Origin of the sequence: Haloterrigena gelatinilytica (assembly GCF_013342145.1) — an archaeon.
Classification (GTDB): domain Archaea; phylum Halobacteriota; class Halobacteria; order Halobacteriales; family Natrialbaceae; genus Haloterrigena; species Haloterrigena gelatinilytica.
On record NZ_JABUQZ010000001.1, the window covers coordinates 3,141,464 to 3,154,611 of the forward strand.

The window sequence follows — 13,148 nt, forward strand, 5'->3', positions numbered from 1 at the left end:
ATATCACCCGTCGCTTCCCGGCGGATCGCCGACTCGTCCGTCCCGCGATCGTCCTGGCGTCCCGACGGAAGCGACTGCTCGATCCGCGATCAGCGCCGTCAGTTTGCATCTCCTTGCGGAGCATGCCGCTATTCCCCCATCCTTTCTACTTAAACTGTAGTGAGAGATTATAATTTGCATAGCGAACATGGTATTCCCATGAGTTTCGTAATTGGGCGCGGCGACGAGCTGGCAGAGGGACCCGCGGGACGGCTCGGCCGATACCGGGCGCTCGACGGGAGCGAAGGGGCCGACCTCTTTCTCGACCTCGACGGCCCGCACGCCGCGCTCGTCGTCGGCAAGCGCGGGTACGGGAAGTCGTTCACGATGGGCGTCATCGCGGAGGAACTCGCGCGATCGCGGGGCGTCGCGCCCGTGATCGTCGATCCGATGGGCGTCTTCGACACGCTCGCCGACGGCGCCGAGGGCGATCCGGTCCCCGCCGAGGTCGTCGCGTCCCCGGCGGTCGACGCGACCTCGCTCGACCCGCAATCGTGGTGTGCGCTGCTGGATCTCTCGCCGGAAAGCGGCGCCGGGAGCCTCGTCTGGCAGGCCGCGACCGAATCGGCGACCATCGCCGCCATGCGCGACCACGTCGAGGCGACCGACGCGCCCGACGCGGACAGGCGGGCCGCGATCAACCACCTGAACCTCGCGGCGTCGTGGGACGTCTTCGATCCCGACGGCCTCTCGGCGGCCGACCTCGGCGGGCCGGAGATGACGATCGTCGACGTCTCCGGCCTCGAGGCCCGAGCCATGAACGCCGTCTGTCGCGGCGTCGGCGAGGCGCTCTACCGGGCTCGAGTCCGCGAGACGATCGATCGGCTCCCCTGGCTGTTGCTCGACGAGGCCCACACGTTCTTCGAGGGCGTGGCCGAGCCGGCCCTTCAGACGATTCTTACGCGCGGCCGCGCGCCGGGAGTCAGCCTCGTAGCCGCGACCCAGCGGCCCGGCGCCGTCCCGCCGGTCGGCATCTCCCAGTCGGACGTCCTCGTCTCCCACCGGCTCACCTCCGAGGCCGACCTCGAGGCGCTCGAGAGCGCCCAGCCGACGTACATGAACGGGTCGCTCGACGACCGGATGCCGACGGAGCCCGGCGAAGCGGTGGTCATCGACGACGCCACGGAGACCGTCCACGCCGCGCAGGTCCGGTGGCGGGATACGCCCCACGGCGGCGACAGCCCGCGGGCGAGCGATTACAGTGACTCTGACGCCGCTCCGACGGCCGGCACCGACTGAATCGACGTTCGGGCCGTTCCGTCCCGGACGACCGGCCGCTGGTCGACGACATCGGTCCCGTCGCGCTGACTGAACCGCACATCTGCCGCTCTAGGGAGTCAGCTTCCGCTATTGGCCCCTTCCTCGTGTTGAGGTTTAAATGGGAACGAGCGGGCAGATAGCCTATGGCCGATATCGATCGAATCGACCATCGTCTCGCCGCCGTCGAACGGGCCGTCATCGACGGCGACTACGAGGTCGATGAGTTGGTGGATCTGGCGACGCTCACCGAGACCGTCGACCGCCTCGAGACGCGGGTCGACGAACAGGAACGGCGACTCGCGGCCCTCGAGGCGGAGACGGAGTCGCTGACCGGGTTCGTCGACAACGTCGAGTCGGTCAACGACGACGTCGAGCGGCAGGCCGCGACGGCCGTCGCGACCGTCGACCGCCTCGAGGATCGGATCGGCGAACTCGAGTCGGCCCTCGAGGCGATTCGACAGGACCCCGCCGACGCCGAAGCGGCGACCGGGCGGTCGAAAGCGCTGGCCGGCGACGACCCCGACGACGCCGATCGACGGAACGCGACGTCGACGGCGACCGAAGTTCCAGTCGCCGAACGGGAGACGGCGCCGGACGACGACGGAGCGAAGTCGCCGGAAAACGCGGTCTCGGAGATCGTCAGCGGTGTCAGCAGTGACGGTGATGGCAGCGGTGTCGACGACGGTTTCGAGTGGGGCGCCGAGGAATCGGCCACCGACGGGAGGGCCGCGGCATCGGCGGCCGACGAGTCCAGTGTGGCCGGGATGGACGCGGCCGAACAGGAGTCCGTCGACCGACTGCTCGCCGACTCGAAGCGCGATCGATCCGAATCGGTGGTCGGCGAGGCGGCGGCCGAGGATGTCGGCGACGAGGAACCGGTCGACTCGGGCGGGTTCCTCTCGTCGGTTCGCTCCAAACTGCCGTGATCCGATAGCTCGTCGACCGACGGCGCCGCCGTGGTCGTGCTTCGACTCGGCGACCGACGTCGAACCGGAACAGCGCCGTCAACGCAGTGATCTTCGCTACCGTTCGTGTTGGACCGCGAGTTCGAACGACTCGAGGACCGTTCCGTCCGGTTCGCGGATCTCGCCCTCGAGACCCGCTCCGTTCGCTCGCTCCTCGAGGACGGCGAAGCCGGGCCGGTTTCCGCGCGGATCGGCGTGACTGCCGGGGTTCAACAGGAGAAGGTCCTCGGTCTCGGTCACGGTCGGCCGATGGCTGTGGCCGAAGACGACGACGTCGGCGTCCCGCGAGCGGCCGAACATCGCCAGTCCCGTCTCGCCGCCGTCGCGGCGATGGGTGACGGCGAAGCGGACCCCGCCGGCCGCGACCGTGCGGGCCGTCGGCAGGCGCTCTCGGACGGCCGCGCTGTCGGCGTTGCCGTGGACGGCGTAGAGGAGTTCGCACTCGGATTGAACGGCCTCGAGGGCCGACTCGCTCGTGAAGTCTCCGGCGTGGATCACGGTGTCGGCCTCGCGGGCCGCGGTCAGGGCCTCGCCCTCGAGTTCGTGGCCGTCGCCGCTGTGCGTGTCCGAGAAAATCGCGATCATGGTCGCCCTTCGGGCGGCGCCGACAGGTTCCTTTCGAAGTCGAACACTGTCGTCGCGCGGTCGACACTTTTAACGAATCCGCTCGAAGGGGACGACGATGGCCAGTAGCACCTCCGTCGTCCTCGCCGCACTGTTCGCGAACGGTGCGATCGCGATGTTGAAGTTCGGCGGGTATCTGCTGACGGGCAGCCCCGCGATGCTGTCGGAGACGTACCACTCGATCTCGGACACGGGCAACCAGATCTTCCTGCTGGTCGGGATCAAGTACGGCGCCCAGGAGGCGACTCGAAGTCATCCGTTCGGCCACGGGAAGGCGCAGTTCTTCTACAGTCTGCTGGTCAGCATCATGCTCTTCGGCATCGCCGGCTGGGAGAGCGCGAAACACGGTTACGACGCGCTGACCCACGGCGGCGTCCACCGCGCCAGCGGAGACGTCACGCTGTTCGGAACGCAGTTCGACCCGATCCTCGTCAACTACGCCGTGCTGATCGGTGCGATCCTCTTCGAGTCCTACGCGCTCTGGAAGGCCTACCAGGGAATCAGCCGCCAGATGGACGAGCACGGCTGGACGAGTCTCCGCGAGGCGTTCCGGAAGACCAGCGACGTGACGACCCTGACCGCGCTCACCGAGGACTCCATCGCGCTCGCCGGCGCGGGGATCGCCCTCCTCGGGATCTACCTTCGTCGGGTCACCGGAAACCCGATGTACGACGCCGGCGCCGCGCTCATCATCGGGATCATGCTCATGGGCTTCGCCGTCGCACTCGCCTGGGAGAATAAGCGTCTCATCCTCGGCGAGAGCCTGCCGAAAGCGGACGAGGACGAACTCCGCGCGATCGTTACCGACTGGGACGGCGTCACCGAACTCGTCGACCTTCGAACCGTCTACTTCGGGGCCGAGGAACTGCTGCTCACGGCCGACGTCGCGTTCGATGCCGACCTCGACACCGACGAGATCGACGAGCGCATCACGGCGCTTGAACGCGCGCTGATGGAGCACGACGATCAGGTGCAGAAGGTCTACATCGAGCCCGAAACCTAAGCGTCGGTCGCGTTACGCGGTCGTCCCGCCGGATTCGTCGTCCCGATCGTCGTACCCCGCGACGACCGTCGACCCCGGCGGGCGGTCGTTGAGCAGGGCCGTTACCGTCGTCTCCTCGAGGTCGACCGTCGACTCGAGCGGTTCCCATCCCTCATCGTCGACGGCTTCGCCGTCTGCTCGTTGCGTCGGAGACGCAACGCTGGTGTCGACGGCGACCGCGACGTCCGTCGGACTCGCGCCCGGCGGGAGCCGCGACGGATCGTAAACGAGCGTGATCTCGACGGCCTCGACGGCTTTCAGGTCGTCGACGGCCCGCAGTTCGACGGGATCGCCGAGGGCGTCGACCGGCGCCTCGTCCCCGCTCTTTTCGAGTCCGAACGCGTCGGGGACGACGCCCGCGACGACGGCGACGCGGGCGCCGACCTGCTCGAGTGTGTACTCCGCGACGTTGCTCGAATCGTACCCCGGGATGGCCATGTTCGAGGCGATGGACTCGAGACGTTTGTCGCTGTACCCCGCGATAGCCGGCCGACGGAGACCGCGCGATGCCGTGGGGTCACGGTGATCGCTCCAGATCGCCGGCTGTTCGGGTGGCTTCGGTCGTTCCGACGCGCGCCAGTGCCCGGATCCAGTTCTCCTCGGTCTCGACGCGCACTGGCTCGAACGCCGCCCTCTCGAGGAGCGCGCGGATCTCGTCCGGACGATAGTACTCGAAGTGCCTGTCGCGTGACTCGTCGGGCGTCGTCGGGGCGCTTGACCAGACAGAAGACGACGCCGTCGGGACGGAGCACGCGACGGAACTCCCGCAACGTCGCGGTCGCGTCGGACCGGGGCACGTGCAGAAAGGACGCGGAACTCCAGACGCCGTCGAAGGCGCCGTCCTCGAACGGCAGGTCGCGCATGTCGCCCCGGACGAACGGCGCGGTCGGTTCGCGGTCGCGGGCCGCTCGCAGGAACGAGGCCGTCAGGTCGAGTCCGACCGCGTCGTAGCCGGCGTCGAACGTCGAGACGTCCGACCCGGGACCGCAGCCGACGTCCAGCAGTCGATCGCCGGCGAGGGCGTCGAAAAAGGGGTCGCCGTACAGGGCGGCGACGGACTCGGCGCAGTACTTCCGAACGTAGGCGTCTGCGTCGGACTCGTATTCCTCGAGCGTGCGTGAGAGCTCGTCCATGGTCGCGCGTTCGACCGGTTCCGACGGCCCCTATGTAGTTGTTTCGGTGACATAATGGACGCCGACGCGGAGTCGGGCGGCGAATCGAGACGAACGCTTTTATCGGATCGGGAACTGATCGTCTAGCGTGTCCGAGACAACCGGGTACATGCGCTTTTTCCCGTACGACCAGCCGTACGAGAACCAGCGCGAGGCGATGGACCGCATCCACAACTCCCTGCAACGGGGACAGGACGTCCTCTTCGAGGGAGCCTGCGGGACCGGGAAGACCCTCTCGTCGCTGGTCCCCGCCCTCGAGGTGGCCCGCGAGCAGGACAAGACGGTCGTCATCACGACCAACGTCCACCAGCAGATGCGCCAGTTCGTCGCCGAAGCCCGCGCGATCACCCGCGAGGAGGACATTCGGGCGATCGTGTTCAAGGGGAAATCCTCCATGTGTCACATCGACGTCGGCTACGAGGAGTGTCAGGCGCTGCGCGACAACACCCGCGCCGTCGTCGACGCCGAACGCGACAAGCGACAGCTCGAGCGCCGCCAGCGCGAACTACTGGAGGAGAGTCAGGAGGGCGACGGCGGCGCGGCCGACGCCCGCTCGGCGGTGATGGACGAACTCGAGTCGATCGAGGAGCGCCTCGAGGACTTAGAAGAGCAGAACGTCTGCGACTACTACCGGAATAATCTCACCCGGGATACGGACGACTTCTTCGCGTGGCTCTTCGAGGACGTCCGGACGCCGGAGGAGATCTACGAGTACGCCGAGCGGGAGGGCTTTTGCGGCTACGAACTGCTGAAGGAGGGGATCGAGGGCGTCGACCTGGTCGTCTGTAACTACCACCACCTGCTGGACTCGACGATCCGCGAGCAGTTCTTCCGGTGGCTCGGCCGGGATCCGGAGGACGTCATCGCCGTCTTCGACGAGGCCCACAACGTCGAGGACGCGGCCCGAGAGCACGCCACCCGGACCTGCTCCGAGCGGACCTTCGACTCCGCGCTCGACGAGTTGGCCGACGCCGACGACCCGCGATCCGAGGACGCCGCCAACGTCCTCTCGGCCTTTCACCGCGCGCTCGTCGAGACCTACGAGGACTCCTTCGGCTTCGGCGAGCGCGAGCGGATCGGCGAGAACTGGGAGGACGTCCCCATCGCCAACGAGGACCGGAAGGACGACCTCACGCTCGAGTTCCTCCAGCGCTACTCGGGCCGGGGGATCGAGGACGACCTGGAGGCCGCGATGAAGCTCGGCCAGGAGTTAGACGAACAGTACGAGGAGGCCTACCGGGAGGGCGAGACCGCCACGCGGACCGAGTGTCAGACCCTGCAGGCCGCCGCGTTCGTCAGCGCCTGGATGAACGAGGGGAGCAAGGAGGGGCTCTACCCCGTCGTCTCCGTCACTCGAGACGCGGGCACCGACGAGATCTACGGCCGCGCGGAGCTGTACACCTGTCTCCCCCGCCAGGTCACGGGTCAACTGTTCGAGGAGGTGTACGGGACGATCCTGATGAGCGCGACGCTGCAGCCCTTCGACGTCACCGAGGACGTGCTCGGCCTCGAGGACCCCGTCACCATGGCCTACGGGCTCCAGTTCCCCGAAGAGCATCGGCGCACCTACGCCGTCGAGACGCCGCCGCTGTTCTCGTCGGACCGTGACGATCCCGCGGTCCAGACGGCGGTGACCGACACGATCCACGACGCCGTCCGGATGACGCCGGGGAACACGCTCGCCTTCTTCCCCAACTACGGCGAGGCGAGTCGCTACGCCGAGCGACTCGAGGGGCGGACCGAAAAGACGGTCTATCTGGACGAGCCCGGAACCGCCGTCGAGGAGTTACGCCAGCAGTTCGTCGCGGACGACGGCGCCGTGCTCTGTACCTCGTTGTGGGGAACGCTGGCGGAGGGCGTCAGCTTCGACGGCGACGACGCACACACCGTGCTGGTCGTCGGCGTCCCGTACCCCCACCTCGACGACCGCGCCGAGGCGGTTCAAGAGGCCTACGACGCGGCGTTCGACGGGACCGAGACGGGCTGGCGGTACGCCGTCGAGATCCCGACGGTTCGCAAGACGAGACAGGCGCTCGGTCGGGTCATCCGCTCGCCGGAGGACGTCGGCGTCCGGGCCCTGCTCGACCGGCGCTACTCGCGGTCGGCGAAGTCGGACCTGGGCCGGTACAGCGTCAACGGCACCTTCCCCCACGAGGAGCGCGAGGAACTGATCGACATCGACCCCGAGAAGCTGAAGTTTTCGATGCTGAACTTCTACGGCGATCGCGACGCCTACGACGGCGAGACGCCGGCGCCCTAGGCTCGAAGCGACCCGTTCGGACGCTTGCGATACCGACAAGCGGTCACTCGCTCGGTTCGACCGTAACGTCGGCGGCGCCGTTCGTGACGATGACGACGTGCGCGCCGCCGGTTTCGATCGTCACGTCGAACGCGGTCGGTTCCGAGATCGACTCCGTCATGACCGGGCCCTCCTCGGCGTGGTCGAGCCGAAAGCTGATCGCGTCCGGCTGGACGGTCGACTCGTTGTCGGCCTCGGCGACGTCGATATTCTCGACCGTGACGGTCAGTTCTTCGCCGGCGTCGGCGTCGAACCCTGCCGTCTGTTCGTCCTGTACCGTCTGGTCGACGTACCCGTCACCCATCAGACTCGTTACCTCACTACAGCCCGCAAACAGTATCGTCGTCGAACTCGCGAGTAACGCGCGGCGGTGCATGACCGGAGGTTCCGAGAGCGTCGAGTAATAGCTACCGGGCGACTCACCGTTCGATTCGAGCCGTTCACGCGGGCAGCGAGACGCGGCTCACCGGCAGTTTGTACGTCCCGTCCCAGAACTCGAGTTCGCTGACCGTCCACCGGATCGGTTCGATCTCGCGGTCGGTCACCCGTTTTGCGGCCTCGAGGTCGCCGCCGCGGGCCAGCGTGACGTGGGGGACGTAGTCGCTGCCCTCGAGCCCCTCGACGGTCTCGAAGGAGTCGGTCAGGTCGGCGTGGATCGACTCGAGGCCGGGGCTCTCGACGGCGAGGTAGACGACGGGGGCGGTCCCGAGCGGCGGGTCCTCGAAGTAGTCGATGCCCGTAATCCGGGCCTCGACGGCGGGCGCGCCCTCGAGCGCGCGGTGGGCGCGGTGTTGCAGCTGGGCGACGTGGTCGGCCTCGCCGAGGCGTTTGAGCAGACACGAGTGGTCCTCGCGGACGCGGTCGAAGTCGACGAGTTCGGGGTAGAGCTCGTCGGCGAGCCGGCGGACGCGTCCGGGGACCGGAACGTTGACGCTGTACACTTCGGTCGACGTAGGGCGCGTTCGCGTATCAGTGTGATGGTCGCCGGACCCGTTCAGATCCGCTCGAGGAGCCAGAGGACGACGACGACGGCGACGCCCAACTGGACGAGGACGAAGAACGGGCCGAGCAGGCTCGCGATACTGCCGATGACCGTCTGCAGGATCTGAAACGCCAGAAAGACGGCGAGCAGTGCGAGGACGATCTTCAGGAGGGTCTCGACCTCGAGTTCGCCGCGCGAGTCGTGCATACAGTCACGGTTGCCTGACTGTGTGAAAAGTCCACCGTTGCGCGCTCGGAAAGACCTATCTGGGCGGCTATGGGATGTATCTACAATGGACCTGAGAGAGCAGGGGCGCTTGGCCCTGTTCTGGGTGCTCGTGGGAATCGGGTGCATGCTCGTGGCGACCGTTGCGGTTCCGATCGGTGCGGCCGCCGACGCTGGAGCACAGGGGACAGCCCTGCAGGACGAGGCCAGCGCGAGCGACCGCCTCGACGAGGCCGACGAGATACACATCGACGTCTTCGTTCACGAAAACGGGTCGGCGACGTTCGTCGTCGACTACCGGTTCGAGAACCAGAGCGACGAGGAGTGGGGGGAACTCAGTAGCGACGTCCAGTCGAATCGGGAGGTGTACGCCGACAGCCAGGAGGCTCGGTGGAACGAGATCCTCCGCGAAGGGGAGAACGCGACCGACCGGGACATGGCGATCGAGAACGTCACCGTCTCGACGGACAACAGTTCCGCGCCGCGGGAGATGGGCCACGTCGTGGTGACCTTCGAGTGGGATTCGTTCGCCTACCCGCAACTGACTCAAATCGAGGCGGGTTCGGCGCTCGTCGACCTCTCCCTGCCCAGCGGAACCTGGTTGCAGGTGTACGCGCCCGAAGGGTACACCATCGACGAGGTGAGCCCCGAACCCGAAGGGAACGACGGATCGGTAACCGGCGGCACCGAGGACAGCGAGCGGGAGTCGGTTCGATGGGGCGACTCCGGCGATCCGTTCTCGTCGACGCCGCCGACCATCGTGATGATCGAGGAGAGCAACGAGACCGACCCGGCGGCCGAAGCCGACCCCGGAACCGACGGGCCGGCGCCGTGGCTGCTCGTGCTCGGCGCCCTCGCCCTGCTCGCGACCGTCGGCGCGGCCGGCTGGTGGCTCAGGGGCGATCGAACCGGCGACCGGACCGCCAGCGCGACGAATGGGGGATCGACGACGAACGAGAACGCAGCCGCGCCCGAGGCGGAGACGCCGCCCCCGGAACTGCTGAGCAACGAGGAACGGGTCCTACAGTTGCTCGAGGAGCGGGGCGGCCGGATCAAACAGCAGGAAGTCGTCTCGGAACTGGACTGGACCGAGGCGAAGACGAGTCAGGTCGTCAGCGGTTTGCGCGAGGACGGGGAGATCGACGTCTTCCGGATCGGTCGGGAGAACGTTCTGGCGTTGCCCGACGGGGAAGACGAAGAGTGACCACCGGCGCCGGTCTCAACCCGTTCGCACTGCTCGCTTTCATGCGATGTGATACCACCCCACAGCCGCCTCGCAGCCTGATACCCGCGATATTTGCGAGGTAGCAGGATTTAATACCGATGCTGCCCATAGCACCACCAATGAGTCACACCGTCGGCGCCACGACCGCCGTACCCGGTACCGACGGGGCTGTTTCTCCGCGGCGACCGCGACGACGACGGCCGGGCCGTTGAGCCCGATTACTACCTACCTCCCCTCGAACCGGTTCGTTCCAACGATCCATCAAACGCAGAATTTTCGGTTAGCAGCCGCTCTACCGTTAATTTACGCAACTTAAACCAATGAGCTTAAGTCCCTCCTTCCGCTTCCCTCGCATACGACATGACCCGCGTGGCACTTGCGTTCTCGGGCGGCCTGGACACGACTGTCTGTGTCCCGTTGCTCGAGGAAGAGTACGGATACGACGACGTTATCGGCGTCACGGTTGACGTCGGCCAGCCGGCTTCCGAGTTCGAGGAAGCCGAAGAGACCGCCGACGCGCTCGGCTTAGAGCACTACGTCGTCGACGCGAAAGAAGAGTTCGCCGACCTCTGTCTCGAGGGCGTTCGCGCGAACGCGACCTACCAGGGCTACCCGCTGGGGACGGCCCTGGCTCGCCCGGTGATCGCCGAAGCGATCCTCGAGGTCGCCGAAGAACAGGACTGTACCGGCATCGCCCACGGCTGTACCGGCAAGGGCAACGACCAGCTCCGCTTCGAAGCGGTCTGGCGCGACTCCGACCTCGAGGTCATCGCCCCCGTGCGCGAGCTCGGCCTGACCCGCGAGTGGGAACAGGAGTACGCCGCGGAGAAGGACCTGCCCGTCGAGGGCGGCAGCGGCGGTGACTGGTCGATCGACACCAACCTCTGGAGCCGCTCCGTCGAGGGCGACGAGCTCGAGGACCCCAACTACGTCCCGCCGGAGGACATCTACGCCTGGACCCAGGCGCCGACGGGCGAGACCCAGGAGATCGAGATCGAGTTCGAGAAGGGCTACCCCGTCGCCGTCGACGGCGTCGAGTACGAGCCCGTCGACCTCATCGAGCACTTGAACGGCGTGGCCGGGGCCTACGGCGTCGGCCGCACGGACACGATGGAAGACCGCATGCTCGGCCTGAAGGTTCGCGAGAACTACGAGCACCCGGCGGCGACGACGCTGCTCAACGCCCACGAGGCGCTGGAAGGACTCGTGCTCACCCAGGAGGAGCGCCAGTTTAAACAGCAGATCGACCAGCAGTGGGCCCAGAAGGGCTACGAAGGTCTGATCGACGCGCCGCTCGTGGACGCGCTCGAAGGCTTCATCGCGGAGAGCCAGAAGCGCGTCACCGGGACCGTCACGATCCGCTTCGAGGGCGGCCAGGCCCGCGCGGTCGCACGCGACAGCAAGTTCGCGGCCTACTCCGCCGAGCACGCTTCCTTCGACACCGAGACCGTCGGCAAGATCAAGCAGGAGGACGCCACCGGCGTCGCGAAGTACCACGGCTTCCAGCGCCGCCTCGCCAACGAGGCGATCGCGGCCAACGCCGAGGACGTCGAGAAGCCGGAACTCGCCACCGACGGCAGCGGCAGTAACGAGGACGAGGAATAACGATGACCGAGGAGAGCGCTCACGACGGCGGTTCGGATCTCCGATCCGACGGTGGTAACGCGGGCGACGAGAGCGTCGTCCGACGGGACCGCTTCAGCGGCGGCCCCGCCCGGAGCTTCCTCTCCTCGCTCGCAGCCGACGAACGGATCTTCGAGGCCGACCTCGAGGTCGACCGCGCGCACACGGTGATGCTCGCCGAACAGGGGATCGTCGAAGACGACGTGGCCGGGCAGATTCTGACCGCGCTGGACGCCATCGAGGTCGACGGCCACGGCTCCCTGCCCGACGGCGAAGACGTCCACGAAGCCATCGAGACGGCCGTCATCGAGCGCATCGGCGCCGAGGGCGGCAAGATGCACACCGCGCGCTCGCGCAACGACGAGGTCGCGGCCTGCATCCGGTATCGCCTGCGCGAGGACGTCCTCGAGGCCGTCGAGACGACGCTGGCGCTGCGCGAGTCGCTGGTCGCGGTCGCCGAGGCCCACGCGGAGACGATCATGCCCGGCTACACCCACCTCCAGCCGGCCCAGCCGACCACCGTCGCCCACTGGGCGCTTGCCTACGAGGGCGCGGTGGGTCGCGACACGGCGCGGCTCCTCGAGGCCTACGATCGGATCAACGAATCGCCGCTGGGCGGCGCCGCGTTCGCGGGGACGACGTTCGATATCGACCGCGAGCGGACAGCCGAGTTGCTCGGCTTCGAAGGGGTCGTCGAGAACTCGATGGACGCCTCCTCGAGCCGAGACTTCCTGCTCGAGGCGACGCAGGCGCTGTCGACGCACGCGACGACGCTGTCGGGGCTCGCCGAAGACGTCGTCATCTTCGCGAACCGCGGCTTCGTCGACCTCTCGGACGACTACTCCTCGACGTCGTCGATCATGCCCCAGAAGAAGAACCCCGACACGCTGGAACTCGTCCGCGCGGTCGCGGGCGACGCGGCCGGCGGGGTGCAGGGGCTGACGACGACGCTCAAGGGACTGCCCCGCGCGTACAACCGCGACCTCCAGCGGGCGACGACCCACGCCTGGGAGACCGTCGACGCCGTGACGGAGGCCAGCGAGGTCGCCGCCGGCGCGGTCGCGACCGCCGACTGGAACGAGGAGACGCTGGCCGCCGAGGCCGGCGAGGGGTTCTCGACGGCGACCGGCGTCGCCGACCTCCTGGCCGCGAACGGCCTCCCGTTCCGGACGGCCCACGAGATGGTGGCCCACGCGGCCGAAAACGGGGCCGACTACGACGCCCTCGAGGCCGCCGCCCGGGAGGTCCTGGGCGACCCCCTCGAGTCGCTGGTCGACCCCGACGCCGTCGAGGAGGCCCTCGATCCCGCCGCGAGCGTCGCGAGCCGCGACTCGCAGGGCGGCCCCGCCCCCGAGGCGGTCGCCGACCAACTCGAACTCGCTCGCGAGTCGCAGTCGGACGACCGCGCAACCCTCGAGGAACTGGACGCGGCGCTCGAGGCGGCCCACGAGTCGCTCCGCGAGGAGGTGAACGGCTATGTCTGAGGCCGTTCCCGCCGTCGCTCCGCGCCGTCCGCGACCGCCGCGACTACCGCGATTACCGCCGTCCGTAGGTGAGGGACGAACCTTCGGGCGAGCGGGAGCACCGCTCCCGCCGCCGTCCCCGCGAGGGGACAAATAACCTACCAGATGATATGTCAAATTAAAATTGCGGTGTGCTGGCGTCAGCGGCCCGTTAGCGGACAGTGCAGTT

Annotated in this window: 12 protein-coding genes and 1 pseudogene; 7 read left to right on the forward strand and 6 right to left on the reverse strand. The window is 67.7% G+C overall.

Translation table 11 applies throughout. The features are described from left to right. The first annotated feature begins 198 nt into the window (after positions 1–198). Together HTZ84_RS15640 and HTZ84_RS15645 are read left to right on the forward strand one after the other, a co-directional pair. Positions 199–1,278: an ATP-binding protein gene (locus tag HTZ84_RS15640; RefSeq protein WP_174681529.1), complete on the forward strand. Its 1,080-nt coding sequence runs from the start codon at positions 199–201 to the stop codon at positions 1,276–1,278. Positions 1,279–1,442: 164 nt separating this feature from the next. Further along, positions 1,443–2,225, forward strand: coding sequence for a DUF7310 family coiled-coil domain-containing protein (locus HTZ84_RS15645; RefSeq protein WP_174681530.1), 783 nt, complete (start codon positions 1,443–1,445; stop codon positions 2,223–2,225). Positions 2,226–2,321: 96 nt separating this feature from the next. Here the strand turns inward: HTZ84_RS15645 and HTZ84_RS15650 are convergent, their stop codons facing one another. Continuing rightward, a complete protein-coding gene (locus HTZ84_RS15650) occupies positions 2,322–2,849 on the reverse strand; it encodes a metallophosphoesterase (protein ID WP_174681531.1) in 528 nt (175 codons plus the stop codon). 97 nt (positions 2,850–2,946) lie between these two features. On the opposite strand from HTZ84_RS15650, the gene HTZ84_RS15655 reads away from it, so the two are divergent. Beyond that, entirely contained in the window at positions 2,947–3,891 is a 945-nt protein-coding gene (locus HTZ84_RS15655) for a cation diffusion facilitator family transporter (RefSeq protein ID WP_174681532.1), read from the forward strand. Between the two features lie 12 nt (positions 3,892–3,903). Here the strand turns inward: HTZ84_RS15655 and HTZ84_RS15660 are convergent, their stop codons facing one another. Both HTZ84_RS15660 and HTZ84_RS22915 read right to left on the reverse strand, forming a co-directional pair. Next, positions 3,904–4,368: a hypothetical protein gene (locus HTZ84_RS15660; RefSeq protein ID WP_174681533.1), complete on the reverse strand. Its 465-nt coding sequence runs from the start codon at positions 4,366–4,368 to the stop codon at positions 3,904–3,906. A 317-nt stretch (positions 4,369–4,685) separates the two neighbouring features. Next, a pseudogene (locus HTZ84_RS22915) lies at positions 4,686–5,063 on the reverse strand (class I SAM-dependent methyltransferase); the annotation flags it as partial. A gap of 148 nt (positions 5,064–5,211) precedes the next feature. Here HTZ84_RS22915 and HTZ84_RS15670 point away from each other — a divergent pair. Continuing rightward, positions 5,212–7,362 (forward strand): ATP-dependent DNA helicase, encoded by a 2,151-nt coding sequence (locus HTZ84_RS15670; RefSeq protein ID WP_174682601.1) that lies wholly within the window; start codon positions 5,212–5,214, stop codon positions 7,360–7,362. Positions 7,363–7,405: 43 nt separating this feature from the next. Here HTZ84_RS15670 and HTZ84_RS15675 read toward each other — a convergent pair whose 3' ends face one another. The 3 genes from HTZ84_RS15675 to HTZ84_RS15685 form a co-directional block, all read right to left on the reverse strand. Beyond that, positions 7,406–7,705: a hypothetical protein gene (locus tag HTZ84_RS15675; RefSeq protein WP_254611766.1), complete on the reverse strand. Its 300-nt coding sequence runs from the start codon at positions 7,703–7,705 to the stop codon at positions 7,406–7,408. Between the two features lie 136 nt (positions 7,706–7,841). After that, positions 7,842–8,342 carry a 2'-5' RNA ligase family protein gene (locus tag HTZ84_RS15680; protein ID WP_174681535.1) on the reverse strand — a complete coding sequence of 167 codons (501 nt, stop codon included), beginning with the start codon at positions 8,340–8,342 and terminating at the stop codon, positions 7,842–7,844. A 53-nt stretch (positions 8,343–8,395) separates the two neighbouring features. Next, complete coding sequence (locus HTZ84_RS15685) at positions 8,396–8,590, reverse strand: DUF7554 family protein (RefSeq protein WP_174681536.1); 195 nt, start codon at positions 8,588–8,590, stop codon at positions 8,396–8,398. Positions 8,591–8,675: 85 nt separating this feature from the next. Between HTZ84_RS15685 and HTZ84_RS15690 the strand changes: the two genes are divergently transcribed. The 3 genes from HTZ84_RS15690 (at position 8,676) to argH (ending at position 12,940) form a co-directional block, all read left to right on the forward strand. Beyond that, a complete protein-coding gene (locus HTZ84_RS15690) occupies positions 8,676–9,812 on the forward strand; it encodes a helix-turn-helix transcriptional regulator (RefSeq protein WP_174681537.1) in 1,137 nt (378 codons plus the stop codon). A gap of 381 nt (positions 9,813–10,193) precedes the next feature. Next, positions 10,194–11,438, forward strand: a complete 1,245-nt coding sequence (locus HTZ84_RS15695; RefSeq protein WP_174681538.1) for an argininosuccinate synthase — start codon at positions 10,194–10,196, stop codon at positions 11,436–11,438. Between the two features lie 2 nt (positions 11,439–11,440). Further along, positions 11,441–12,940, forward strand: coding sequence for an argininosuccinate lyase (gene argH / locus HTZ84_RS15700; RefSeq protein WP_174681539.1), 1,500 nt, complete (start codon positions 11,441–11,443; stop codon positions 12,938–12,940). The last annotated feature ends 208 nt before the right edge of the window (positions 12,941–13,148 follow it).